The sequence below is a fragment of the Tardiphaga alba genome (assembly GCF_018279705.1).
GTDB classification, from domain to species: domain Bacteria; phylum Pseudomonadota; class Alphaproteobacteria; order Rhizobiales; family Xanthobacteraceae; genus Tardiphaga; species Tardiphaga alba.
In genome coordinates this window covers 5,814,304-5,837,763 of the sequence record NZ_CP036498.1, presented here as the reverse complement: position 1 = coordinate 5,837,763, position 23,460 = coordinate 5,814,304, and the positions used below count along the sequence as shown (strand labels likewise).

17 protein-coding genes, 1 tRNA gene and 1 pseudogene are annotated in these 23,460 nt (G+C 62.7%); 10 read left to right on the top strand and 9 right to left on the bottom strand.

From position 1 onward, the window contains the following. Nucleotides 1-53 precede the first annotated feature (53 nt). From RPMA_RS27800 to RPMA_RS27785, 4 genes are all read right to left on the bottom strand, one after another. Nucleotides 54-130 (bottom strand) — tRNA-Arg (locus RPMA_RS27800). 256 nt (nt 131-386) lie between these two features. Then, the gene (locus RPMA_RS27795) at nt 387-1,454 is read right to left on the bottom strand and encodes a polysaccharide deacetylase family protein (protein WP_211910900.1); all 1,068 of its coding nucleotides are present in this window, start codon (nt 1,452-1,454) and stop codon (nt 387-389) included. Nucleotides 1,455-1,569: 115 nt separating this feature from the next. Beyond that, nucleotides 1,570-1,974, bottom strand: coding sequence for a YccF domain-containing protein (locus tag RPMA_RS27790; protein WP_211910899.1), 405 nt, complete (start codon nt 1,972-1,974; stop codon nt 1,570-1,572). Between the two features lie 142 nt (nt 1,975-2,116). After that, on the bottom strand, nt 2,117-3,877 hold the full coding sequence (locus tag RPMA_RS27785) for a putative bifunctional diguanylate cyclase/phosphodiesterase (RefSeq protein ID WP_211910898.1): 1,761 nt from the start codon (nt 3,875-3,877) through the stop codon (nt 2,117-2,119). Nucleotides 3,878-4,354: 477 nt separating this feature from the next. On the opposite strand from RPMA_RS27785, the gene ssuD reads away from it, so the two are divergent. The 4 genes and pseudogenes from ssuD (at nt 4,355) to RPMA_RS27765 (ending at nt 7,802) form a co-directional block, all read left to right on the top strand. Beyond that, nucleotides 4,355-5,512, top strand: a complete 1,158-nt coding sequence (gene ssuD / locus RPMA_RS27780; RefSeq protein WP_211910897.1) for an FMNH2-dependent alkanesulfonate monooxygenase — start codon at nt 4,355-4,357, stop codon at nt 5,510-5,512. 20 nt (nt 5,513-5,532) lie between these two features. Beyond that, complete coding sequence (gene ssuC / locus RPMA_RS27775) at nt 5,533-6,339, top strand: aliphatic sulfonate ABC transporter permease SsuC (RefSeq protein WP_211910896.1); 807 nt, start codon at nt 5,533-5,535, stop codon at nt 6,337-6,339. 234 nt (nt 6,340-6,573) lie between these two features. After that, a pseudogene (locus tag RPMA_RS27770) lies at nt 6,574-7,203 on the top strand (ABC transporter ATP-binding protein); the annotation flags it as partial. A gap of 14 nt (nt 7,204-7,217) precedes the next feature. Next, entirely contained in the window at nt 7,218-7,802 is a 585-nt protein-coding gene (locus RPMA_RS27765) for a flavin reductase family protein (protein WP_211910894.1), read from the top strand. Between the two features lies 1 nt (nt 7,803). Here the strand turns inward: RPMA_RS27765 and RPMA_RS27760 are convergent, their stop codons facing one another. The 4 genes from RPMA_RS27760 to RPMA_RS27745 form a co-directional block, all read right to left on the bottom strand. After that, entirely contained in the window at nt 7,804-10,029 is a 2,226-nt protein-coding gene (locus RPMA_RS27760; RefSeq protein WP_211910893.1) for a CHASE2 domain-containing protein, read from the bottom strand. A 10-nt stretch (nt 10,030-10,039) separates the two neighbouring features. Beyond that, a complete protein-coding gene (locus RPMA_RS27755) occupies nt 10,040-11,347 on the bottom strand; it encodes an HlyD family type I secretion periplasmic adaptor subunit (protein WP_211910892.1) in 1,308 nt (435 codons plus the stop codon). Continuing rightward, on the bottom strand, nt 11,344-13,116 hold the full coding sequence (locus RPMA_RS27750) for a type I secretion system permease/ATPase (RefSeq protein WP_211910891.1): 1,773 nt from the start codon (nt 13,114-13,116) through the stop codon (nt 11,344-11,346). Before RPMA_RS27750 ends, RPMA_RS27755 begins: the two co-directional genes overlap by 4 nt. Before the next feature lie 145 nt (nt 13,117-13,261). After that, nucleotides 13,262-16,846 carry a M10 family metallopeptidase C-terminal domain-containing protein gene (locus RPMA_RS27745; RefSeq protein WP_211910890.1) on the bottom strand — a complete coding sequence of 1,195 codons (3,585 nt, stop codon included), beginning with the start codon at nt 16,844-16,846 and terminating at the stop codon, nt 13,262-13,264. Between the two features lie 439 nt (nt 16,847-17,285). On the opposite strand from RPMA_RS27745, the gene RPMA_RS27740 reads away from it, so the two are divergent. Both RPMA_RS27740 and RPMA_RS27735 read left to right on the top strand, forming a co-directional pair. Beyond that, nucleotides 17,286-18,080, top strand: a complete 795-nt coding sequence (locus RPMA_RS27740; RefSeq protein ID WP_211910889.1) for a transglutaminase-like cysteine peptidase — start codon at nt 17,286-17,288, stop codon at nt 18,078-18,080. Nucleotides 18,081-18,164: 84 nt separating this feature from the next. After that, a complete protein-coding gene (locus RPMA_RS27735; protein WP_211910888.1) occupies nt 18,165-19,004 on the top strand; it encodes an SDR family NAD(P)-dependent oxidoreductase in 840 nt (279 codons plus the stop codon). 97 nt (nt 19,005-19,101) lie between these two features. Here RPMA_RS27735 and RPMA_RS27730 read toward each other — a convergent pair whose 3' ends face one another. Further along, a complete protein-coding gene (locus RPMA_RS27730; protein ID WP_211910887.1) occupies nt 19,102-20,325 on the bottom strand; it encodes an LLM class flavin-dependent oxidoreductase in 1,224 nt (407 codons plus the stop codon). 183 nt (nt 20,326-20,508) lie between these two features. On the opposite strand from RPMA_RS27730, the gene RPMA_RS27725 reads away from it, so the two are divergent. From RPMA_RS27725 to RPMA_RS27710, 4 genes are all read left to right on the top strand, one after another. Then, nucleotides 20,509-20,754: a type II toxin-antitoxin system VapB family antitoxin gene (locus tag RPMA_RS27725; protein WP_211910886.1), complete on the top strand. Its 246-nt coding sequence runs from the start codon at nt 20,509-20,511 to the stop codon at nt 20,752-20,754. Next, entirely contained in the window at nt 20,754-21,158 is a 405-nt protein-coding gene (locus RPMA_RS27720; protein ID WP_211910885.1) for a type II toxin-antitoxin system VapC family toxin, read from the top strand. The genes RPMA_RS27725 and RPMA_RS27720 overlap by 1 nt, the downstream gene beginning before the upstream one ends. A 113-nt stretch (nt 21,159-21,271) precedes the next feature. After that, nucleotides 21,272-22,210 (top strand): zinc metalloprotease HtpX, encoded by a 939-nt coding sequence (gene htpX / locus RPMA_RS27715; RefSeq protein WP_211910884.1) that lies wholly within the window; start codon nt 21,272-21,274, stop codon nt 22,208-22,210. Nucleotides 22,211-22,365: 155 nt separating this feature from the next. Continuing rightward, nucleotides 22,366-23,445 (top strand): OmpA family protein, encoded by a 1,080-nt coding sequence (locus tag RPMA_RS27710; protein WP_211910883.1) that lies wholly within the window; start codon nt 22,366-22,368, stop codon nt 23,443-23,445. Nucleotides 23,446-23,460 lie beyond the last annotated feature (15 nt).

The window sequence follows — 23,460 nt, the reverse complement described above, 5'->3', positions numbered from 1 at the left end:
CTCATGAGGCCGGATGAAGGCGGGACGGGTGACAGTTCGATGAAGGTGGGGAATGGCGCACCCGACACGATTCGAACGTGTGACCTTTGCCTTCGGAGGGCAACGCTCTATCCAGCTGAGCTACGGGTGCAGTGCCCGTGATTTAGCCGATTGGTCGGGCGGCGGCAACGGGTGGGCTGGCGGTCATTCTCGAATTTCCGGTCAGAAACGGCCAAATGGGCCGGCCGGAGCGCTTTCACGACGCGGGCAACAGATCGGGATTTTTGAAATTGCGTCCCGAAACGGAGGTCCAGTCCCCGCCATCCAGTCCGCCGCAGTCAAATCGCACCTCATCAAACAAAAATGGCGCCTCGCGGCGCCATTTGCTTTCGATTTTAGATCGCCGCTCAATCGACCGTCTGAATCACGCTTGAGATGGGGCGGGCATTGCTGGTGCGCACCGGCTGCAGCTCGGCGGCGATAGCGGCATCATATTGCGGCAAGGTCGACAGCGTGTCCTTGGCGCGGATATGCACGATCTTGTAGCCACCGGCCTTCAGCTGGGCGAGCAGATCGGGCACGGCCGCCGCCGACCACTTGTGCAGGTCGTGCATCAGGAGAATGCCTTTGCCCTTCTTCTTCAGCTTTTCCATCATCGACGCGACCAGCTTGTCCGCCTTGTGGATGCGGAAGTCTTCGGAGTCGATGTCGATCGAGAAGGCGGCGATGTTGCGCTCGGCGAGATAGGCCTTCAGCTCCGCATTCTGGCGTAGCTGCGGGAAGCGGAAGAACGGCGACAGCGGCTGGCCGGCCATCAGCGTGATGGCGCTGATGCCGCGCTCGATCTCGTCCTTGGCTTCCTGCGGCGTCTTGCTCGCTAAGTTCTGGTGCGACCAGGTGTGGGTGCCGACCGAATGACCGGCCGCGAGCACCTGCTTCAACACGGCGGGATGCCAGGTCGAATGTTTGCCGATGGGGAAGAACACGGCCTGCACGCATTGCGCGGCGAGCGCATTCAGCACCGCCGGCGTCGTCACCGGCCACGGGCCGTCGTCGAAGGTGAGGACGACTTCGCCGGGCTGCAGGAAATCGTAGTCGCGATATTGCGACATGCCGAGGCCGGGGCCGCCGGTGGTATCGATCTGGACCGTGCGCGATACGCCGAGAGCGTTCGGATTGTTGCAGGCCGGCTTCACATAGGCCTGGCGCTTCTCGGCGACAGGCTGCGCCTGCATCGGCGCGGCGCTCGGTGCCGCTGCGACAGGCTGCGGGCGCGGTGCGGGTTCGGCCGGCGCATTGGATGCCGGCTTGGGCCAGCGTGTATCGATGGAGGCGGTGGTCAGCTCGCCTTTGGTGTTCTTGGCCTTGGCGTCGGCCTGAACATCGCCGGGGCCGAACACATGCCAGGCACCCGCGCCCGCAGCGACGACCGCCGTCACCGCACCAGCAACAAACAAGAAAGGAAGTTTACGCATATCCACTCCGGCGCCCGAGGCTCACCTCGATCCACCATTGAGCGGAATAGTTAACCGAGCGTGAGCGCGACGCACGCAGGGCTGGAAAATTCGTCTTTATTCAACGCTATATGCGTCAAGCTGGCACAATCGCGCGGCCGATCGGCCAAAGTGCGATGCCGGCGAGCTTGAGATGCGCCCAGGCAAAGGGAATGCCGACGATCGTGATCGCGAGGCCCAGCGCCGTGACGAGATGCGCGAGCGCAAGCCACCAGCCGGCAAGCACCAGCCAGATCACATTGCCGAGCAGGCCGAATATGCCGGTGCCGAAATCCTCGCGGCCGGTCACGAGTTCGCGCCGCACGGCACGCTGGCCGAAAGGCAGCAGCGTATAGGCGGCGATATTGAAGGCGGCACGCGCCCACGGCAGGCCGACTATGGTGATCGCCATGAGAACCGCGGCCAGCACCCAGCCTGCCGCCATCCAGAGACCACCGAACACGATCCAGAGAATATTGAGCAGCAGCGGCAGGATGGGCATGGGTCTCTCAAGGCGGGTAGGGTTATGGTTTCCAATCCCTTAACAGATGGGATGCGCCGGCCGCGTGACAATGCCCTGATGCATCTGTCGCAGCGAAAGAGTCCGAAGCGGCGCTGCTAACCGCAAATCGGCCGGAGATGCCTTAGTATCCGCGTCCGCCTGCCCGCGAATAAGCGGGTCGGGCATTGTCGGTCGGTCGTGCCTCGCTCTCGCTGCGGACGTCGCTGCTGATCCGCGCCTGCGGCTGCAGGTCGTCCAGGAAGATCGGCTTGGAGAAATAATAGCCCTGCGCGTAGCGGATCTTGGTTGCCGCCTGCAGATAGGCCAGCTCCTCGAATGTCTCGACGCCTTCGGCGATGACCTTCATGCCCAGCGCTTCGCTCAGCGATTCGATGGCCCGAAGAATACCTTGGCTGCGCGGACGCTTGTGAATGTCCGTGATGAAGGAGCGGTCGATCTTGATCTCATCGGCGGTGATGTCCGCCAGAGCCGACAGCGACGAATAGCCGACGCCGAAATCGTCGATTGAGACGCCGACGCCGATCTCCCGTAGCATCGGCATGATGTCGTCCTGGAAATGCGTTTTCGCGAGGAAGGCGTCTTCGGTCACCTCGACCATGAAACGCGTCGGACAGCCGGTGTCCTGCAGCGCCTTGGCAAAGGAATGCATGAATTCGGCATTGCCGGCCTGCTTGGCGGCCACATTGATGCTGATGGTTGCGCCAGCCCCGAAAGCCTCGTCGATCAGGTCGATCGATTTCATGATCTCGGCAAGCACGAGATGGGTCAGTTCGTCGATCAGGCCGAGCTCGACCGCGAGATTGATGAAGGCGCCGGGCGCCTGGATCACGCCATTGTCGTCGCGCAAGCGCACCAGCGCTTCGATCCCCTGGATCTCCTTGGTGCGAATATCGACTTTCGGCTGAAAGGCGCAGCAGAACCGCTTGTCGAGGATCGCCAGCCGCAGCGCCTGTTCGGTCGCCATCCGTGCCAGCGCCTCGCTCTCCATGCTGGCATCGAAAAACACCGCAGCGCCCTTGGTGTCGTTCTTGACCTGATACATCGCGATGTCGGCGTTCTGATGCAGCGGGTCGTAGCTGCGGCCGTGCTCGGGATAGAGGCTGACACCGATGGAGGCGGTGGCGAAGACTTCGGACCCGTCGATGAAAAACGGCGCGCGCAGGCGCTGCACCAGGCGCTCCAGATAGTCCGCGACTTCGTGCTGGCTCTGGATCGGGTTCAGCAGCAGCAGGAATTCGTCGCCGGAGATGCGCGACAGCATGTCGCTCGCGCGCAATTCGAGGCCGAGCCGCTTTGCGAACTGCACAAGCAGCGCGTCGCCGATCGCGTGGCCGTAATAGTCGTTGATATGCTTGAAATTGTCGATGTCGAGGAAGGCCAGCGCAAAGTGGCCATAGCCGCCTTCCGGGCAACTGCTGTCTTCGGCAATGAGGTCGGTGACATGCTTCTCGATGACTCTGCGGGTCGGCAGCTCGGTCAGCTCATCGTAATAGGCACGGCGAAACAGCTCTTCCTCGACCGCCTTCTGCCGGCTGACATCGCTTGCGCTCGAGAGCAGCAGGCTGCGCTCGCCGATCTGCACCGGCCGATGCGTCGTCAGATAGACCCGCTTGTCCAGGTCGGAATTGACGCGCTCTTCGAACACAGCCGTGCGGCCGGACCGCATCAGGTTCAGCGCAGTCGCGCGACGATGGGTCAGTGCCTGGCCGAGAAAGTCGGCATCGGTCGTAACGCTCAGAAACCCGTCAGGTGTGGTGTTGAATTGCGCTGCGGCGGCGTCGTTGACCAGAAGGAAATCGCCGTGCTCGTCCTGTACGGTGACAGCAGACGGCAGCATACGCATGATCTCGCGCAGCATCTGCAATTCGGCATAGGCGTCCATGCGAACGACGGGCGCGACTGTCCTGGAGGTCGCGGGAGGCGAAGCACTGTCCTTGAGGGGAAGCGTCAGATCTGGGTCGGATGCATTCTGCATGGTGGCCGACAGTCGCAAACCGCACTCTAATATTGGTTAAATCCCGCGCAGAAAGAGCGGTATTTACGTATATGACGCAGCCTCGCCCGGCATGCCGTCCAGACGTCATTAACAGATCGTCAAAATGGCGGCCGAGGGTCCGCGCTGCGTTGGGGGATGTCGCGAAGGGCAGATCGGCGCGTCGGTGTCGTCCCATGCTGAAGGCCCCTCCGGGGTGGAGAAAAATGCGCTGGATTTGGCGCCGATATTGAAAGGAACCCGGCGTCATTGATGTAAGTCGCAGTGCGTGCATCGCTATTTTCTCCGGCCTCTCGACACTCCCGGAGCGTCTCCCCATCATCCTGCAGCAACAGACATCGCTGCGAGACCGGGGACGATCCCTTCATGAGCAATCCATCACCAGCCAACGTCCTGTGGTTTCTGCCGACGCATGGCGACGGGCGATACCTGGCCTCGACGCAGGGCGCACGCGAGATCGATTTCAAATATCTCCGGCAGATCGCGCAGGCCGCCGATCAACTCGGCTATTACGGCGTGCTGCTTCCGACCGGGCGCAGCTGCGAGGATTCCTGGGTTGTCGCCTCAGCGGTGGCGCCGTGGACGGAGCGCCTGCGTTACCTTGTGGCGGTTAGGCCCGGCCTGCAATCGCCGACCGTTGCCGCGCGCATGACCGCTACGCTGGACCGCGTCACCAATGGCCGGCTGTTGATCAATGTCGTCACCGGAGGTGATCCCGTCGAAAACAAGGGCGACGGCATCTTCCTGCCGCATGACGAACGTTACGCCGTCACCCGCGAATTCCTCAACGTCTATAGCGACCTGCTGGCGGGCAAGACGGTGAATGTCGAAGGCAAGCACATCCGCATCGAGGATGGCCGCCTGATCTTCCCGCCGGTGCAGGCGCCGCGTCCGCCGCTCTATTTCGGTGGGTCCTCGGACGCCGGCATCGATGTCGCCGTCGATACGGTTGATAAATATCTCACCTGGGGCGAGCCGCCGGCGCTGGTGGCCGAGAAGATTGCCCGGGTCAAAGCGGCCGCCGAGAAGCGTGGTCGCAAACTGTCCTTCGGCATCCGCTTGCATGTCATCGTGCGCGAGACGAATGAGGCTGCATGGAAAGCGGCTGACGAACTCATTCAGTTCGTGACCGACGACGTCATTGCCAATGCCCAGAAGACACTGGCGCGGCAGGACTCGGTCGGCCAGCAGCGCATGATGCAGCTGCATGGCGGACGACGCGACAAGCTCGAAATCAGCCCGAACCTGTGGGCCGGCGGGGGTCTCGTGCGCGGCGGCGCCGGCACGGCGCTGGTTGGCGATCCCAAGACGGTGGCGGCGCGCATCAAGGAATATCAGGACGTCGGCGTCGATACGTTCATCATGTCCGGCTACCCGCATCTCGAGGAAGCCTATCGCTTCGCCGAACTCGTCTTCCCGCTGCTGTCGCTGCAGCAGCACGACAATGTCACGCCATTCCGCACCCGTACCGGGCCGGTGGGCGAGATCGTCGCCAATGAACACCGCGCCCAGAGCGCGTCGTAAGTCTCGCAGGTATCCTCATCATGAGCATCGTTGAAATCCTCCCACGTGCGCGCAGCCTTCGTTTGCCGCGTATCGATGGTCTCGCCCAGTGGATCGTTCCGCTGGTCATCCTCATCGCCTGGCAGGCCGCCAGCGTCACCGGCCTGATGCCGTCGCGGGTGATGCCGGCGCCGTCCGACGTCGCCATCGCGGGCTGGAAACTGCTGCAATCGGGTGAACTCGCCCAGAACATCTGGGTGTCGTTCTGGCGCGCCTCCGTCGGCTTCCTGATTGGCGGTAGCATCGGCTTCGCCTTCGGCCTGGCCAATGGTTTGTCGAAACTATCGAGCAGCCTGACCGACACCACGCTGCAGATGGTGCGCAACGTGCCGCATCTGGCGCTGATCCCGCTCGTCATCCTGTGGTTCGGCATCGACGAATCCGCCAAGCTGTTCCTGGTCGCACTCGGCGTGTTCTTCCCGATCTATATCAATACGTTGCACGGCATCCGCACCGTCGATCCGCAGCTCATCGAGATGGGCCGCATCTACGGCATGTCGAATGGCGAGCTGTTCCGCCGCGTGATCTTCCCCGGCGCGCTGCCGTCGATTTTTGTCGGTGTCCGCTTCGCACTCGGCATCATGTGGCTGACGCTGATCGTCGCCGAGACCATCGCGGCATCGTCGGGTCTTGGCTACATGGCCATGCAGGCGCGTGAATTCATGCAGATCGACGTCGTGGTGCTGAGCATCCTGATCTACGCCCTGCTCGGCAAGGTCGCCGACAGCGCTTCGCGACTGCTCGAGCGACTGACCTTGTCCTGGCATCCGGCCTTCCAGAAACACTGAGCGAATCGAAAGCGAGCGTTTGACATGACCCTTCAGCAATCCCTTCGTCTCAGCCATGCGGAAGCCCAGCGCGTCGATGCGCCTGCTGGCGTCGAGGAGGCACTTGCTGCCCAGGCGCGCCGATCGCAGCCGAAGCGCGGTGGCTCCGCTCTCACCATTCGTGGCCTGCGCAAGGCGTTCGGCCAGAACGAGGTTCTGCGTGGCATCGATCTGCATATCCCCGCCGGCCAGTTCGTGGCCATCGTCGGCCAGAGCGGCTGTGGCAAGAGCACGTTGTTGCGGCTGATCGCGGGGCTCGAAAAGCCGACTGCAGGCACCATCAGCTTCAGCGAAGATACCCGCGCGGAAGACATCCGCGTCATGTTCCAGGAGCCGCGCCTGCTGCCCTGGGCCAGCGTGCTGTCGAATGTCGAAGTCGGTCTCGGCCGCGATCGCCAGAAGGCGGATGCCAAAGCGCGTGCCGAGCGTGCGCTTGGCGAAGTCGGTCTTGCGGACAAGCGCGACCAGTGGCCTTCGGTGCTTTCCGGCGGCCAGAAGCAGCGTGTCGCGCTGGCCCGTGCGCTGGTCAGCCATCCGCGGGTTCTCGCGCTCGACGAACCGCTCGGCGCGCTCGATGCCTTGACCCGCATCTCGATGCAGGGACTGCTCGATCGCGTTTGGAACGATCAGGGATTCACGTCGATCCTCGTCACCCACGACGTCTCGGAAGCCGTGGCTCTCGCGGATCGCGTGCTGGTCATTGAAGACGGGCGCATCGCGCACGATATCTCCGTCGATATTGCACGACCGCGCAAGCACGGCGCGGCCGATCAGGCTGCACTGGAAGGTGCGATCCTGCGTCATCTGCTCGGCGACAATCATTGAGCTGCGAGGCTGCCATGAACTCGATTGTGCGTAACCTGACCGTCGTGAGTGATGTGCCGTCGATCGCATTCCGGAGTGCCATGCGCTCGCTCGCGGGTGGCGTCAGCGTGATCACCGTGGGGCGTGGCAAGGATATCACCGGCATGACGGTGACCTCGGTCTCGTCGCTCTCTGTCGATCCGCCGACGCTGATTGTCAGCGTCAATCGGCAGTCATCATCGTGGCCGCTCCTGCAGCGCTACGGCGCGTTTGGCGTCAACATACTGTCAGCCGACCAGCTCGACATCGCCGAACGCTTCTCCGGCAAGGATGGCTTGAAAGGTGCGGCGCGATTTTCCGGTGCGCAATGGCTGACGCGCGCCACGGGCGTGCCGCTGCTGGCCGGAGCACTGGCTGCGATCGATTGTGAGGTGGAAGAAGTGATCGAGCGCCACTCGCATGCCATCGTCATCGGCCGCGTCCGGGAGGTCGTCAATGCCGTGCCGCATACGGCGCTGACCTATTGGGATGGACAATATGTGGCAATCGATCAGAACGAGGACAACATCAAGCTCGCCGAAGTGAGCTTGCCGACGCCGCGCGCCTTGCGGGAGATCTGATCTACTTCGTCAGCAGTGCAAAGGCGCCATTCCAGTTGTCCGGAGGCGGCGTGACCATATAGCTGCGGATGCGCTTCTCGTAGAGCTCGTATAGATACTTCAACTGATGCCCGACATCGGACGTGCGCCCGCGCTCGATCGCAAACAAGGCGCCGTCCCAGTCGCGGCTGCGATAGCAGGCCAGCATCTCGATGGTCAGGTTGCGGAGCTGCTGGAAGCTTTCGGATCGCGCCACGTCCTCGCGGCCGGCGATGGCATAGATCACCTCCGGCTCCGTCTTGCCCTTCACCATAATGAAGTCGAGTTCCAGGATCGCGAAGCGATCCTTTGCGGCCAGAGCCGTCTTTGATCCGACGATGATCGGGAAGCCGTATTCCTTGGATTGTCCTTCCAGGCGCGATGCGAGATTCACGCTGTCGCCGAGCACCGAATAGTCGAAGCGCAGATCCGATCCCATATTGCCGACGACACAGATCCCGGTGTTCAGGCCGATACCGACATTGAGCGGGATGTAGACATGGCCGCCATGGGTGGCCTCGTCAGCGCGCGTCTTGTTGAGTGCCTCGATCCTGTCCAGCATGTCGAGTGCGGCGTGGCAGGCATTGATCTGATGCTCACTGTCATCCAGCGGCGCATTCCAGAACGCCATGATGGCGTCGCCCATATATTTGTCGATGGTGCCCTTGCGATCGAGGATGGCATTGGTGAGCGGCGTCAGGAAACGGTTCATCAGCGTGGTCAGGCCATGCGGATCGTGCTTGTAGCTCTCCGAGATGGTGGTGAAACCGCGCACGTCGGAGAACATGATAGTCATCTCGCGCTCCTCGCCGCCAAGAACGAGTTTCTCGGGCGACTGCGCGAGCTGGGCAACAAGGGCTGGCGACAGATATTGGCTGAACGCCGATCGGATACGCTGGCGCTGCGCCTGTTCGCGCACGAAATTGCTGAAGATCAGCGTCAGATAGATCAATGTGGTCGATAGCAGCGGGTAGGTGAAGTCGATCAGCAGGCGTTGTGTCGTGTAGAAGTACCAGGATGTACCAATCAGCAGTGCCGCGAAGACCGCGCCCATGCCGATCAGCGTGATCGGCCCGAACATCGGCGCCAGCCAGATCACGATGATGCCGAGAAGGATCGCGGTCAGCAGTTCGGCGCCGATGGCATAATTCGGTTGCGACAGCACATTCTTGGTCAGCGCGCTCTCCAACACTTGCGCATGCACCTCGACGCCCGGCATGGAGGCATCGAGCGGCGTCGTCTTGACGTCGAGCAGGCCGACTGCAGACGTGCCCAGCAGCACCAGCTTTCGAGCCACGGCCTGCGGTGGCGCTGTGCCGTCGAGAATATCGGCGGCAGAGACATAGATGCTTGGATCGTGCTTGGCGAAATGCACCCAGAGCTGGCCGTTGCGGTCGGTCGGAATCTCCAAGCCGCGTACGCCGATGCTCTTGATGCCGGCGCGGTCGGATTTCACCAGGATCGTATCGGTGCCGGAGGCCACGCGCAGCATTTCGAAACTGAGCGAGGGCATGGTGACGCCCTGGGTCTGCATCAGCATCGGCACGCGACGCACGATGCCGTCGCGCTCATTGCGGATCGAGAAGATGCCGCGCCCCGCCGCTGCCTTTTCGATCACCTCGACATTGCGCAACAGGCCCGGGAAATTGAGCATGAAAGGCTGCGGTTCGCCGCCGAGTGTCGCCAGGCCGGTGACCGGGAGCGTCTTGTCGAGTTCGCGCACGACATAGGGCAGGCCGGACTCGCCCAGCACCACGCGCGCACGCCGGATCGCATCCGCAAACACCTGATCGTTGCTCGGCAGTGCCTTCAGGCGTGTACGCGTCTCGTCATCGAGCCCGGCGAAACTGTTGGCGGCGAGGCCGGGATTCAGGCGGTCTGGTTCGGGAAACACGACGTCGAAGGCGACGACGATCGCTCCCATCATGCGCAGCCGTGTCACGAGATCTGCAAGCAGCGTGCGCGGCCAGGGAAACTGGCCGTATTTCTGGATGCTCTTTTCGTCGATATCGACGATGGCGACGGGTTTTGCCGTCTTAACCCGCGGCTCGATCACCTGATAGGTGTCGAAACTGCGCAACCGCAATTCTTCCACGGCGGGGATGTCGGTGATGCGCAGCGCGGCAAGGGCGAATAGCAGCACGACACAGAACGCACGCGCCTTGCCGAACCGGCGCGCCAGTCGCTTTACTCGCCGCAAGCGTGTCATGGCTGTGGCATCACTTCTCGCGGAAGGCGCGCATCAACTGATCGCTCAGCGGCTTGGCCAGATAGGAGAGCATGGTGCGCTCGCCGGTCTGCACGAAAGCCTCCACCGGCATGCCCGGGATCAGGCGGACATCGCCGAGCCGCGCGACTTCCGATGGCGGCAGCGAGATGCGGATCGTGTAATAGCTCTGGCCGGTGCGCTGGTCGGTGGTAGTGTCCGCCGAGACGCGGCTGACTTCGCCATTCAGCTCCGGCGTGGTGCGTTGGTTGAAGGCGGAGAGACGTAGCAGCGTCTTCTGCCCGATCAGCAGCTTGTCGATATCCTGCGGATTGACGCGTGCTTCCACGGACAGGCTGTCGGTTTGCGGCACGATCAGCATCAATGTGTCGCCTGCGGTGATCACGCCGCCGACGGTATGTACGGTGGATTGCAGCACCACTCCGTCCTGCGGGGCTCGGATATCGACGCGGCGGAGCTGGTCTTCGGCGGTGACCTTGCGCTCGACGAACTCACCGATCTTGTCATTGGTCTCGCGCAGGTCCTTCGAGACCTCGCTGACCAGATCTTTGTCGATCTGGAAAATCTGCAGCTCGATTTCCGTGATCTTGCCCTTGGCCTGTGCACGTGCCGCGATGAACTGGGCGCGTTCGCCGGCAAGGCGCGCAGCGTCGCGTTCCAGCACGGTCAGGCGCGAGATCTGCACGAGTTGCTGATCGAACAAGCCACGGACGCCGACCAGCTCCTTTTCGACCAGCGCGATTTCGCGCGTCTTCGCCTGTTCCTGTGCGCTGAGACCTGAAATTTCCTCGTTCAATTGCGAAATGCGCTCGCGCAATTGCTGCTTCTGCCCGACGCGTCCGGTGGAGCGCACATTGAACAGTTTGGTTTCGCTGCCGATCACGTTCTTCACGTCGTCATCGGCCATCTGTTCGAGCAGTTGCGGCGGGAACGTAATCCGGTCCGTGCCGCGCTGTTCGGCTTCCAGCCGCGCAGCGCGTGCCCGCAGGCCGTTGAGGTTCTTGGTGACGATCGCAAGGCCGGCTTTGGTCACGGTATCGTCGAGGCGGATGACGACATCACCGGCTTTCACCACATCGCCGTCGCGCGCGCGCACTTCACCGACGACGCCGCCGGTCGGATGCTGGACCTTCTTGACGTTGGAATCGACCACCACAGATCCCGGCGCGATCAGGGCGCCCGCCAATTGCGCCGTGGCCGCCCAGCCGCCAAGGCCGCCGCCCAGCACCAGCACGACGGCAAGCCCGATGATCAGGTGAATGCGAATGGAATGACGTGACGGCGTCTCGGGCGCGCTCATGGCTTGGTCACTCCGCCATCGGCGACGATCTTGATCGGCTGCGGTGCCGGCCGCTGCAGCACCTGGCCGAGCACTGTCTCCTTGGGGCCGAAGGTCTGCATGCGGCCGTCTTTCAGCACCAGCAGCATGTCGACGCCTTCGATGCCGATGGGCCGGTGTGCCACCACGATGACGATGGCGCCGCGGGCCCGGGCGGCGCGCACCGCGCGCGTCAACGCTTCGTCGCCTTCGGTGTCGAGGTTGGAGTTCGGCTCGTCGAGCACGATGAGAAACGGATCACCATATAGCGCGCGGGCGAGCGCAATGCGCTGCGCCTGGCCGGCGGACAGCACGCTGCCGTGGTCGCCCACTTCGGTATCATAGCCGTCGCGCATCCCCACGATCAGCTCATGAACGCCGGCCTGCTTGGCTGCGGCAATGATGTCGTTATCGTCGGCATCGGGATCGAAGCGACAGATATTGTCCGCGATGGAGCCGGAAAACAGTTCGACATCCTGCGGCAGGTAGCCGATATGCCGGCCGAGATCGTCGGGCGCCCATTGCTCGAGTGCGGCCGCATCGAGCCTGACATGGCCGCGCACCGGCTTCCACACGCCGACAAGGGCGCGCAGAAGCGATGACTTGCCCGAGCCCGAGGGGCCGATGACGCCGAGCCCGTTGCCGGCCTTCAGCGCGAAGGTCACGTCATTGACGGTGATGCGCTGCTCGCCGGGAGGCGCGAGGCTGACAGCCTCGACGCTCAACGTATCGGTCGGATCCTGCAGCCGTGTCAGCGCCATCTGTGTCGGCAGCACGTTGAGCAGGCCATTGAGGCGATGCCAGCTCTGCCGGGCGGTGACGAAACCCTTCCAGTGCGCGATGGCCAGATCGACCGGCGCCAGCGCGCGGGCGCTGAGGATCGAGCCGGCGATAATGACGCCGGCCGTGGCCTCCTGGTTGATCACGAGATAGGCACCGACGCCGAGCACCGCCGATTGCAGCATCATGCGCATCACCTTGGCGATGGCGCCGAGACCACCGGCGACATCGCTGGTGCGCTGGTTGCCGGCGAGATAGGTCTCGTTGGCGTCCTTCCAGCGCTGGGTCAGGCGGCCGGCCATGCCCATGGCGACGACGACCTCCGCATTGCGCCGGCTGGCTGCGGCGATGCCGCCACGCCGTGCGGCGAGGCCCGCGGCTTCCTCTGCAGGCGCGCGAGTCATCATCTCGGTGACGACGGTCAGGGCGATCAGCAGCAGGGCGCCGATCAGCGCGGTGACGCCGATCATCGGGTGGAAGGCAAAGCAGATGGCCAGATACAGCGGCAACCACGGCAGGTCGAACAGCGCGCTCGGCCCCATGCCGGACAGGAAGGCGCGGACATTGTCGAGGTCGCGCAGCGGCTGCGGTCCCTCATTGCTCTTGCCGGCCATCAGCGGCAGCCGCACCACGGTCTGGAACACGCGCGGGCTGAGCGCCTCGTCGAGCGAACTGCCGATCCGCACCAGGACGCGCCCGCGCAACAGGTCCAGCACGCCCTGGGCGACATAGAGCCCGCCCGCGAGAATGATGAGGCCGACCAGCGTCGGCACGCTGCGGCTCGGCAGCACCCGGTCATAGACTTCGAGCATGAAGAACGAGCCGGTGAGATAGAGCAGGTTGATCATGCAGCTCATCAACCCGACGCCGAGAAACGCGCCGCGGCAGGCCCGCAGGGCATCGCCGAGCTCGGTCCGCGCCGATGGGCTGGAGGTTCGTGCCGAACCACGCTGCGTCAGTGCACGCTGCATCGTCAAACCTTTGCGGATCGTGGAGACCGGTTCCGCAGCATCATGTGCCCGGCTCAGCCTCGATCATCCCCGACATTATGCCATCGATGAGCGGATTTGTCAGATGGTGAATAGAGGAGGGTTAATGGCGAAGCGGCTCAGACGATCAGACGAGAAGAGTGTCGTGAACGATGAAGTCGCTCACATGCAGTTGGTTGGCTGTCACATTCGTCAGAAGAACCGTATTGTGCCCGGTATCATCGAGTTGAAGTCGCAAACCTTCAGTCGAAGATGTCGCGTGGTCTTGGAGCCAAAGCTGGAACGCATCCTCGTTCGGCGCGAATGTTCCGTCGATCTGCAGGTCGATCCTGTCCGTTCCCGGTTTGAAGTCTGTGATCGTGTCGTGGCCGGAATCTGGTCCGAATATGAACTGGTCGGCCTCTGCGCCGCCGGTCAATGTGTCATTGAAGCCTGTCGAGACCAGCAGGTCTTTGCCTTGACCGCCTGTCAGGGTGACGGGACCGGTCGGTGCGACGGCGAAATGAATATTGATCGTGTCGCTGGCGCCCGACGCATCGAAGACAGACAGCTGGACCTTTTCGACGTAAGGCGGCACGGCGTCCGACGGTTGGTAGTTGATCCCGTAGGACAGGTTCTCGTTCAGATTTGCGAGGTCGGGCGAAGGTTCAGGATATCCGACATCGCCGAGATTGGCGCAGGCTGTGATCGAGAACTCCTGACCTGCCGAATCTGGATCGCTGACGGACAAGCCACGGAGCGTGATGCCGCCCAGCTCGATATCGTCATAGACGCTGAGATTGCTGGTATCGAATACCGGTGCATGGTTGGGCGGAGGAGGAAGGCCGAAGTCGGCCGCCGTCAGGTCGCCGGCTGCCACGCCTTTCAGCAGGATCGTATCCGTGGGCGAGAGGTGCACCAAAGTGTCCCCGCCCATCGTCTGCAGGATGCCAGAACTCAGCCAGGTCGAGAAATCGGACGACAAGTTTGCATAGGCGCTGACGTCGATCGTGTCGGCACCGACAGCGAAATCCAGGATCGTGTCATGACCCGATCCAACGTCGAAGACGAATTTGTCGTTGCCGCCGAGGCCGATCAACAGATCGTTGCCTTTGAAACCGTTGATGGTGTCCGACGAAATGGTGCCATAAAGCGCGTTGTCACCGTTCGTCGCGATATTGTTGGTCGTGATATAGGTGACCGTTGCGCTCGTATGAGCAGCGATGGTCCCAAAGTGATAAGTTAGCGACAGTGCCTGGTCGGCAACCGACCCGTTGGGATCGACCGGATTGTCATAGGCGCCGGGGCTGTACGGGTCTTCATTCGTGAATCCATAGACCGAACCGCGCCATGTGCCGCTGAGGCCAATCATCGCGACGGTCGTGTGGGATGTCGTGCCCTGCGCGGACACGATGGCGAAATTGGTGCCGTTGATGACGTCGTTGATCGTCGCGGTGCTGCCGTTGACGGGCGAGCCGACGTCCTGATCCGGATCGAAGTTGCGCATGAAGCGCACGCCATTGACGCCGTGATCGCTCGTATTGGTGATGGTGACGGTGGTCGTAAAATAGTTGGCGTTGTCGCCGAGCTCGATGACCTGCTTCAGCGTGAGCCCGTTGCCACCGTTCAGTGTGGTGCTGACGGACGTCTTCCCATCGGCCGTGTGTTGGCTGGATGACAAGACCGCCATGTCCCGGTCGCCCATCATCGGCGAATTGTTCAGGGCGACGTGGCCGTTGCCATTCTGATAGGCCAGAACGATGCGGTCTTCCTGCGTCAGCGGTGTCGTGACGTTGCCGGCGCCCGGAAACGCGAAGCCATTCGTTGCGCCATAGGCCGATACATCGATGCTGAGCCCCTGGGTCGAGGTCAGATGATAGACCGTGTTTGCAGGTGTGAAGTCGATGTCGATCTGATGGGGCGTACTGGATGCACTGCCATCGCTGACGATGACGGTGGCCGTCGGCGCGTCGCCACTGCCGTCGTGATGGAAGCGAACGTGCCCAGCCGTGATGTCGGCTGCAGTGATGGCGTCACTGCTCGTAATTTCGACCCAGCTCTCTCCGTCCCACTTCTCGAACGTGCCGTGCGTGGCGCTCAGATAATAAGTGAAGCTCGTGCTGTCGGGATCGGAGATGGTGATATCCGACAGGGCGACGGGTGTATAGCCGCCCTGTGCGACGTCCAGCGATGCCGATGTGATCTCGGGTGCATCATTCACGCCGACGATGGTCACGGTGATGGTGTTGCTGACCGTGTCAGGGCCAGACCGGCTCTGAAAGGCGATCGTGAACACGGCGGCTTCGCCGGCCGCGAGATATTTGAAGGCGGCGGGATCGTAACTGACCTGGCCGGTGACGGGATCGACGGTCACAAGGCTCGCAAGGGCGGTGCCGCTGGGCCCATGACCCGGCCCCGTTGCCGATGCGACGCGGCCCGAACCCGCGACATAGGGTACGATGACGTCGTTGAAGACGGGATTGTTGGCGTCGGGATCGGTGATCGTCACCTGATCCGAAAGCTTGAAGTTGTTGGCATCCACCGGCAGGATCACGGTGACCGGGGTCACCAGAATGATTGGCGCGGTGTTCAGCGGCGTCACGATCACCGGCACGGTGATGGGCGGTGCGCCGGGGCCATTGCCGGGCAGATTGATCGGCACGACATTCGGTTGGTCGATGATCAGGTTCGGCAGTTTCTGGATCGGATCGAACAGCGGATCGGCCGGTGTCGAGCCCGCGCCCGAGCCATTGCTGCGCGGGTTGGCATTCGGCACATAGTTCGGAAAATAGGTCTGCAGGGTCTGCTGGATGATCGCCTGCGCCATCTGCGACAGCGGGTCGGCCTGACCGGTCGAGGCATCGCCGGCGCCGGTGACGCTGGTGACCTGGCCGGCCTGATTGACGGTGCCGATCGGCTGGCCGCTGGTCTTGCTGTACAGGACATAGGAGCCCGTATAGCCGTTCGGCTCCACCAGCACCTGGAATTTCACCGGCGGCGCGCCGCCCTGGCCGGGCACTTCGAAACCGATTTCGACGAGCACGGCGGTGCCGCGAATACCCATCGTCGCCACCGGCGTATCGACGCGCATGTCGCCGTTTTTCGCGGTCTCGCCCGCGACGAACGTGATGGTGCCCTGGATCAGGCTGAGCAGCGACGAGTTCGACGATCCGGCGGGATCGTAGACCATCTCGTTCAGCACCATGCGGGCATTGGCCGAGAGGCCGAACACGGTGCCGTCAATGAAGGTCAAAGTGAGCGATGAGTCGGCGCCGGCCTGAACGACGTCGCCCTTCTGCACGGGGTCGCCGACATTCAGCGTCACCGAGACGCCGTTGCGGATTGCGGTGGCCGAACCGGCGAGCTTGCTGACGGTGCCGATCACCTGTGCGGCTGAATTCGTCGCGCCACCGGCTTGCGCAACCTGCACTTCGCCGACCAGCGCCTTGACGAGATCGGGCGACAGCGTCGCGCCATCCGGCGAGCTCAGTGCGGCGCGGTGCGCCCCGTTGAAGTAGTCGGCAACGATATGATCCTGACCGTCTTTCGACAGCACCAGATCGAGGCCGGCGCGCTTGTAATCGCCCGAAAACAGCAGATTGGCGTCGGGAACTGTGATGGCAGCCGCATGTTCGCCGGGGGCTGCGACATGCGCCACGCCAAACGCGCCCGCTGCCGTGTCAGCCTGCGCATCCCCCAATTGCGAAAAGTCGAACGTGCCGGCGTAATTCAACGCGACTGCTCATGGTTATTGTTTGGATAATGATCCAGCCATGCATACCACCATGGGGTGCAATGCGGAAGTGTACGCTTACGCATCTCTGCGACATCCGTGAAATCGTCCTGATCCAGCGTCTCATCCGCCTGAAAACAAAAGTAAATTCGCGTTAAGCATGTTGCGTGGCAATTTATGCAATCACAGCGATCACGCCGTTTTGTCATGGAACGAATTGAAAAGGTGCTCTGACACCTTGTGCGCTGCATATATCCAGCGATCGATAAAATTGTCGGCAAATTGGAGAGGCCGCTTTCAGTGCGTGAGCCAATTTCGGGGTGCCAGCTAAGCCCTTTTAATCAGGCGGAAAAATCGACGCCTCAAGATCGCCCCATAAACGATCCGGTCACGTGCGAGCAGTCAGGCTCGTCGATGCCCGGGCAAAATGGGGCGTCCCATGTGGACTTTCAGCACCGCGCGGCTCGGCTGCGCATCTCTCCTTCTCTGCGGCTTCGCTGCGATGGCGGCGTCTGCTGCGGTGGCTGGTACGGTCAATGCGGACCGTGCGATCGATGTGGTCGAACGCGCGGCGGAGCCGTTCGGCCTCGCGACGACGGTGCAGCCGGATGGCGAGCTCGCCATGAAGTGGCGGGGCGTCGAACGCGAGCGGGATGATGACCTGCTGGCTATCGAACTGTGCCGCGAAACGGCCGAGCGCTGTTCGCCGGAAGCGGCGAAATTCCTCGGTATCGTCGCGGATGCGCAGGCCCGCGAGGGCCGGGCCCGCCTGGGTGAAGTCAACCGCGCCCTGAATCTGGCGGTCCGCCCCGGTGACGATCTGGCGCTTTATGGCGATATCGACGTCTGGCGTTCGCCACTGGGATTGCTGGCGATGGGCGCCGGCGATTGCGAGGATTATGCGATCGCCAAATTCGTCGCGTTGCGTGCCGCCGGCGTCGCAGCGGAGGATCTGCGCATCGTCATCCTGCGTGACGTCCTGCGCAACGAGGATCATGCGGTTGCAACCGCACGGCTGGATGGCCGCTGGTTCGTGCTCGACAACCGCCGCATGGCGATGGTGGAAGACGTCCAGATGCGGAACGTGAAGCCGATGTTCGTGATGGACCAGAACGGCGTGCGGCAATATCCGGAGGCGCCGCTGCTGGCCAGCACCATGCCGGCCGCTGCGGGCGAAACGGCAAGTGCACGTCTGGCCTCGAGCGATCGGAAGACGGGACGTCCCGCCCTGTAGACGCGTCCGATCATTTACGTCTTGCGCCGGCGCTGCGCCCCGGCGTCAAATGCCTCCCATAAAATCAACAAAGGGAAGCGTTTCATGGGACGTCTGGACAACAAGGTCGCGGTTATCACCGGAGCAACCAGCGGCATCGGTCTTCGCACGGCCGAAGTCTTTGTCGCGCAGGGAGCAAAGATCGTCATTGCAGGCCGCCGCGCCGCTGAAGGCGAGGCGCTTGCGAAGCAGCTCGGCGTCAATTGCCGCTTCCTGCAGACCGACGTCACCGACGAAGCGCAGATGAAGGCGCTGATCACGCTCGCCGTCGATCATTTCGGCCGCATCGACTGCCTGTTCAACAATGCCGGCGGCCCCGCGCAGACCGGCGGCATCGAAGGCCTGGACGTCGATCGCTTCGACGCCGCGATGGCAACATTGGTGCGCAGCGTCATGCTCGGCATGAAGCACGCAGCGCCGCATATGAAAAAACAGGGCTCCGGCAGCATCATCAACAATGGCAGTATCGCGGGCCACCTCGCCGGGTACTCTTCCTCGGTCGTCTATGGTGCGGCCAAGGCGGCGGTCATCCACCTCACGCAATGCGTCGCCATGGAGCTCGGCGAGAGCGGCGTGCGCGTCAACAGCATCTCGCCCGGCGCCATCGCTACCGGCATTTTCGGCAAGGCGCTCGGCCTGTCGGTGGAAGCCGCAGACGGCATGGCCATGAAGATGCGCGAGGTGTTCAAGGCAGCGCAACCGATCCCGCGTGCGGGACTGCCGGACGATATCGCCAATGCCGCGGTGTTTTTTGCCAGCGACGAGTCGAGCTTCGTCAACGGCACCGACCTCGTCGTCGATGGCGGCGTCATCGGCGGCCGCAACTGGAGCCAGCAACAGGCCGGCTATGTCGGCCTGCGCCAGATGTTCGGTACGGCGGAATAGGTCCGTAGCCCGGATGGAGCGCAGCGTAATCCGGGACCGTAGATATGGTCGAAACGCCGGTCCCCGGGTTACGCTGCGCTTCACCCGGGCTACAGGCTCAGCCTTTCCGCAGATCCGGCGCATTCACCGTCGGGATCGCTACGCGGCCCGGTCCGGTGAGCGGCAGCGCGGCGGCGGCCTTCTCGTTCTGCATGATCTTGGCCATCACGGCCTGTCCGGCGCGCTCGAACACCTCGCGGTTCTCGATCACCCAGGTCTGTGATTTGCGCAAGGATGCGATGTAGCCGTTGATCTCCGGCACCACATAGCGCGCCACCATGTCCCAGCTGCGCCGCGTGTTTTCCGAATTGGCCCAGTCATGCACGAAGCCGATGATGGTGCCGACGCCGCCGCTTACCTGCATCAGGTTCTTGATGGTCTTGATGAGATCATCGGGCGTGCCGATGGTGGATGCTGCATTCTCGCCGCCTGCCGTCTTCTCCACGGCATCCTCGGGTGACGAGAAGGGCTGTACTCCCGGCCGCTGCAGCGTCTTCACGGTGTATTCGTTGTGCCAGCGCATCAGGCCAGGGCCGGCCTCGCGCTCGGCCTGTTCGCGCGTTTCGGCAATGTGCCAGGACAGCAGCACCCGCCAATTGGCGCGGTCGACGGTGGTGCCGTGCTTCTTCGCGGCATCCTCGGCAAAGCCCCATTGCGTCGGCAGTGCCATCAGCCCTTGCGTGGACATCGAGCCCAGCGAAATGATGCCGATGCCGTATTTGCCGGCCAGCGTCATGCCGGACGGCGAAATCTGCGAGGCCACCACGAATGGCATCTCTTCCTGCAGCGGCAGGATCTGCAGCGCCGCGTCGTTCATGGTGAACCAGTCGCTCTTCGCCGTGACGCGCTCGCCTCTGAACAGGCGGCGGATGATGTCGATGGCCTCGTCCTGGCGGTCGCGCTGGGTCATCGGATCGATGCCGAGCGTATGCGCATCGGACGCCAGTGCACCCGGTCCCGAGCCGAAGATGGCGCGCCCGCCGGTCATATGGTCGAGCTGCACCATGCGCTGGGCGACATTGTAGGGGTGATGGTAGGGCAGCGAGATCACGCCGGTGCCGAGCCGGATGCGCTTGGTGCGTTCGCCCGCGGCGGCGAGGAACATCTCCGGCGAAGCGATCATCTCCCAGCCGGATGAGTGATGCTCGCCGCACCAGAATTCGTCATAGCCGAGCGAGTCGAGCTGCTCGACGAGATCGAGGTCTCGCCGGAACTGCAGCATCGGATGTTCGCCGATGGGATGATGGGGAGCGAGAAAGGCGCCGAACTTCACGCGAGCCATGAATGTTTCCTCTTTGCTTGTGGTCTTTTTTGCTTGTCACCAGCCTAGGGTCACCGAGACCGGCGTCAATGCGATCCGCCGCATGGCCGCCTCCCGTGGCGGCTACCCTGTGTTCGCTCTATTGTTTGGTGGAAAATCGTGCTATCTACATCGATAAGTCGAACTATCTACATGGAGGGTGCGGTGCCGATCAATGTCAACAACCCGGAGGCAGATGCCCTGACGCGCGAGTTTGCCAAGCTGGCTGACGTCAGCATCACCGATGCCATCGTGATCGCCATGACCGAGGCAATCGAGAGGCGGCGTAAAGGCGAAACGCCGTTGCAAACGGCAGCTCGTTTGCGCGCGAAATATGGTGTTACTCTCGGCGAGAAGGCAAAGAAGCCGTTGCCGCGTGAGGCCTTTGACGAGCAATGGGAGGCGGATTGATGTTCGTCGATGCATGCGCAGTGATCGCGATGCTGTCGGGCGAGCCCGAAGCCGAGCGCGTCGCTGATGCCCTCGCTGGCGGAAAGCAGCGCCTCACATCGCCGGTTGCGGTCCTCGAAGCGGTGATGGGCCTCGCACGTCCGGACAAGTTCAATTTGCCCATCGATGTGGTCGAGAAGATGGTGCTCGAATTTCTCGACCAGCATAGCATCGAGATCAGTGACCTGCCACCGGCCGGCGTAACGGTTGCACTCGCGCTAGCGGCGGCGCATCGCTACCGATCGGGGCGCCGTGGTCTCAATCTGGGCGATTGCCTGCATTATGCGTGCGCAAAGCACTACGACGTTCCGATTCTGGCGACGGGTGGCGAATTCGGTCAGACCGATCTTGAAACCGTCCTCTGATTGCGACGCGCTGCCGCATCAGTACGCCTTGCGGAACAATCACTGCCATCACCATTTTATGCATGCACCGCAGCGCATTCGTCGCGTGTTGGCGCGCGGGAGCAGGAGGAACGATGAGCTATTTCAAGACCGCAATCTTGCTGGCCGGCATGACCGCCCTGTTCATGGGCGTTGGCTATCTCATGGGCGGTGCGTCGGGCGCGATGATCGCGCTGGTGGTTGCCGCCGGCATGAACATGTTCGCCTACTGGAATTCGGATCGCGCGGTGCTGTCGATGCACGGCGCGCAGCCGGTGGATGCGCGCAATGCGCCCGACCTGTATCGCATGGTCGGCGAGCTCGCCCACAATGCGCAGCTGCCGATGCCCAAGGTCTATATCATGGACAATCCGCAGCCGAACGCGTTCGCGACCGGCCGCAATCCGGAGAATGCCGCCGTTGCTGTCACGACGGGCCTGATGCAGCAGCTGTCGCGCGAGGAGCTAGCTGGCGTGGTGGCGCATGAGCTTGCGCATATCAAGCATCACGACACGCTGCTGATGACCATCACCGCCACCATTGCCGGTGCGATCGGAATGATCGCCCAGTTCGGCATGTTTTTCGGCGGCAACCGCAACAATAATGGCCCGGGTGTCATCGGCCAGATCGCGCTGATGATCCTGGCGCCGCTCGCCGCCATGCTGGTGCAGATGGCGATCTCTCGCACGCGCGAATATGCCGCCGACGAGATGGGTGCGCGGATCTGCGGCCAGCCCATGTGGCTCGCCTCGGCACTGGCCAAGATCGAGAACGCCGCGCATCACATCCCGAACGAGGACGCCGAGCGTGCACCGGCGACCGCGCATATGTTCATCATCAATCCGCTGTCGGGCCGCGCCATGGACAATCTGTTCACGACCCACCCGGCCACGCAAAATCGTATCGCAGCGCTGCAGCAGCTCGCGCAGCAGATGGGCGCGCAAGGCGGCTATGTGCAGCAGCGCCCGGCTGCTCCAGCCGCGACCGGCCCATGGAATGGCGGCAGCGCGCCGCGTCGTGGCCCTTGGGGCTAACGACGCGCAGGACGATCGTATAAGTCATTGCGCAGCCATGTTTGGTTCAACGGAAACCGGGCATGGCTGCGCGGCGTTCGGCCACCTCCGAGTTTCCTTGTCTCCGCACCGTGAATGATGATCGTGTCCATCCGTGCAACGGAGGCGCATCATTCATGTTGGGACGATATCTGACGCTCGGCTTCTTCTGCCTGCTCGGCGCCGGCAGCGCATTGGCCGAAGCGACCATTCCGAACAAAGACATCCCCGGTGCACGCGACAATGCGCTGCTCAAGCGCTACGACGGCTCGTTCATCGTCAGCTATGAACGTCTCGCATTCACCGATCTGAGCATCCCGCTGTCGAAACTGGAAAAGGCCGGCGATAGCGAACGCGATCGCATGAACAATCAGGTCTTCAAGCCGAAGCAGGCGCTGGAGGTCGAAGGCGCGCGCACGCGCATCGTCTATCTGTTGCCGGCCAATCGTTCACCGCTCGAAGTGCTGCGCAACTATCAGGACGTCGTGAAGTCTGCCGGCGGCGACGTCCTGTTCACCTGCAAGGGCGAGGATTGCGGCGGCGAATCGACCCGCTCCAGTTCAGGCGGCGGCGGCGACATGAGCCTGATGATGCATTTTGTCACCGAAGCGCAGATCAAGGATGCCGATTTCTCCAACGGCAAATGCGCGCTGACATCGGGCATCGACGATCAGCGGTTCTTCGCCGCCAAAATTCCACAGCCCGGCGGCGATGCCTATGTCACCGTGCATACGTTTCAGATGAAGGACGATCTCTACTGCAAGGCATTCAACGAGCGCACCATTGCCCTGGTGCATATCGTCGAGCCCAAGCCGCGCGAGCAGAAAATGGTCGTCGTCAAAGCGGATGACATGGCCAAGACCATCGGCTCGACCGGGCGGGTGGCGCTGTACGGGATCTTCTTCGATACCGGAAAGGCCGATCTCAAGCCGGAATCCGCGCCGACCCTGCAGGAGATCGCGGGATTGCTGTCATCCGACCCGAAGCTCGCGGTGCTCATCGTTGGCCACACCGACAATCAGGGCGCCTACGACTACAATTTGGATCTCTCCCGCCGTCGCGCGGAATCGGTGGTGGCTGCGCTGACGGCCAGCTACCGCGCCGATGGCAAACGCCTGCGCGCCGCCGGCGTCGGGATGCTGGCGCCGGCGGCGTCGAATGATGCGGATGATGGACGTGCAAAGAACCGGCGTGTGGAGGTCGTGAAGCTGAACTGAGAGACGATCGCTGTT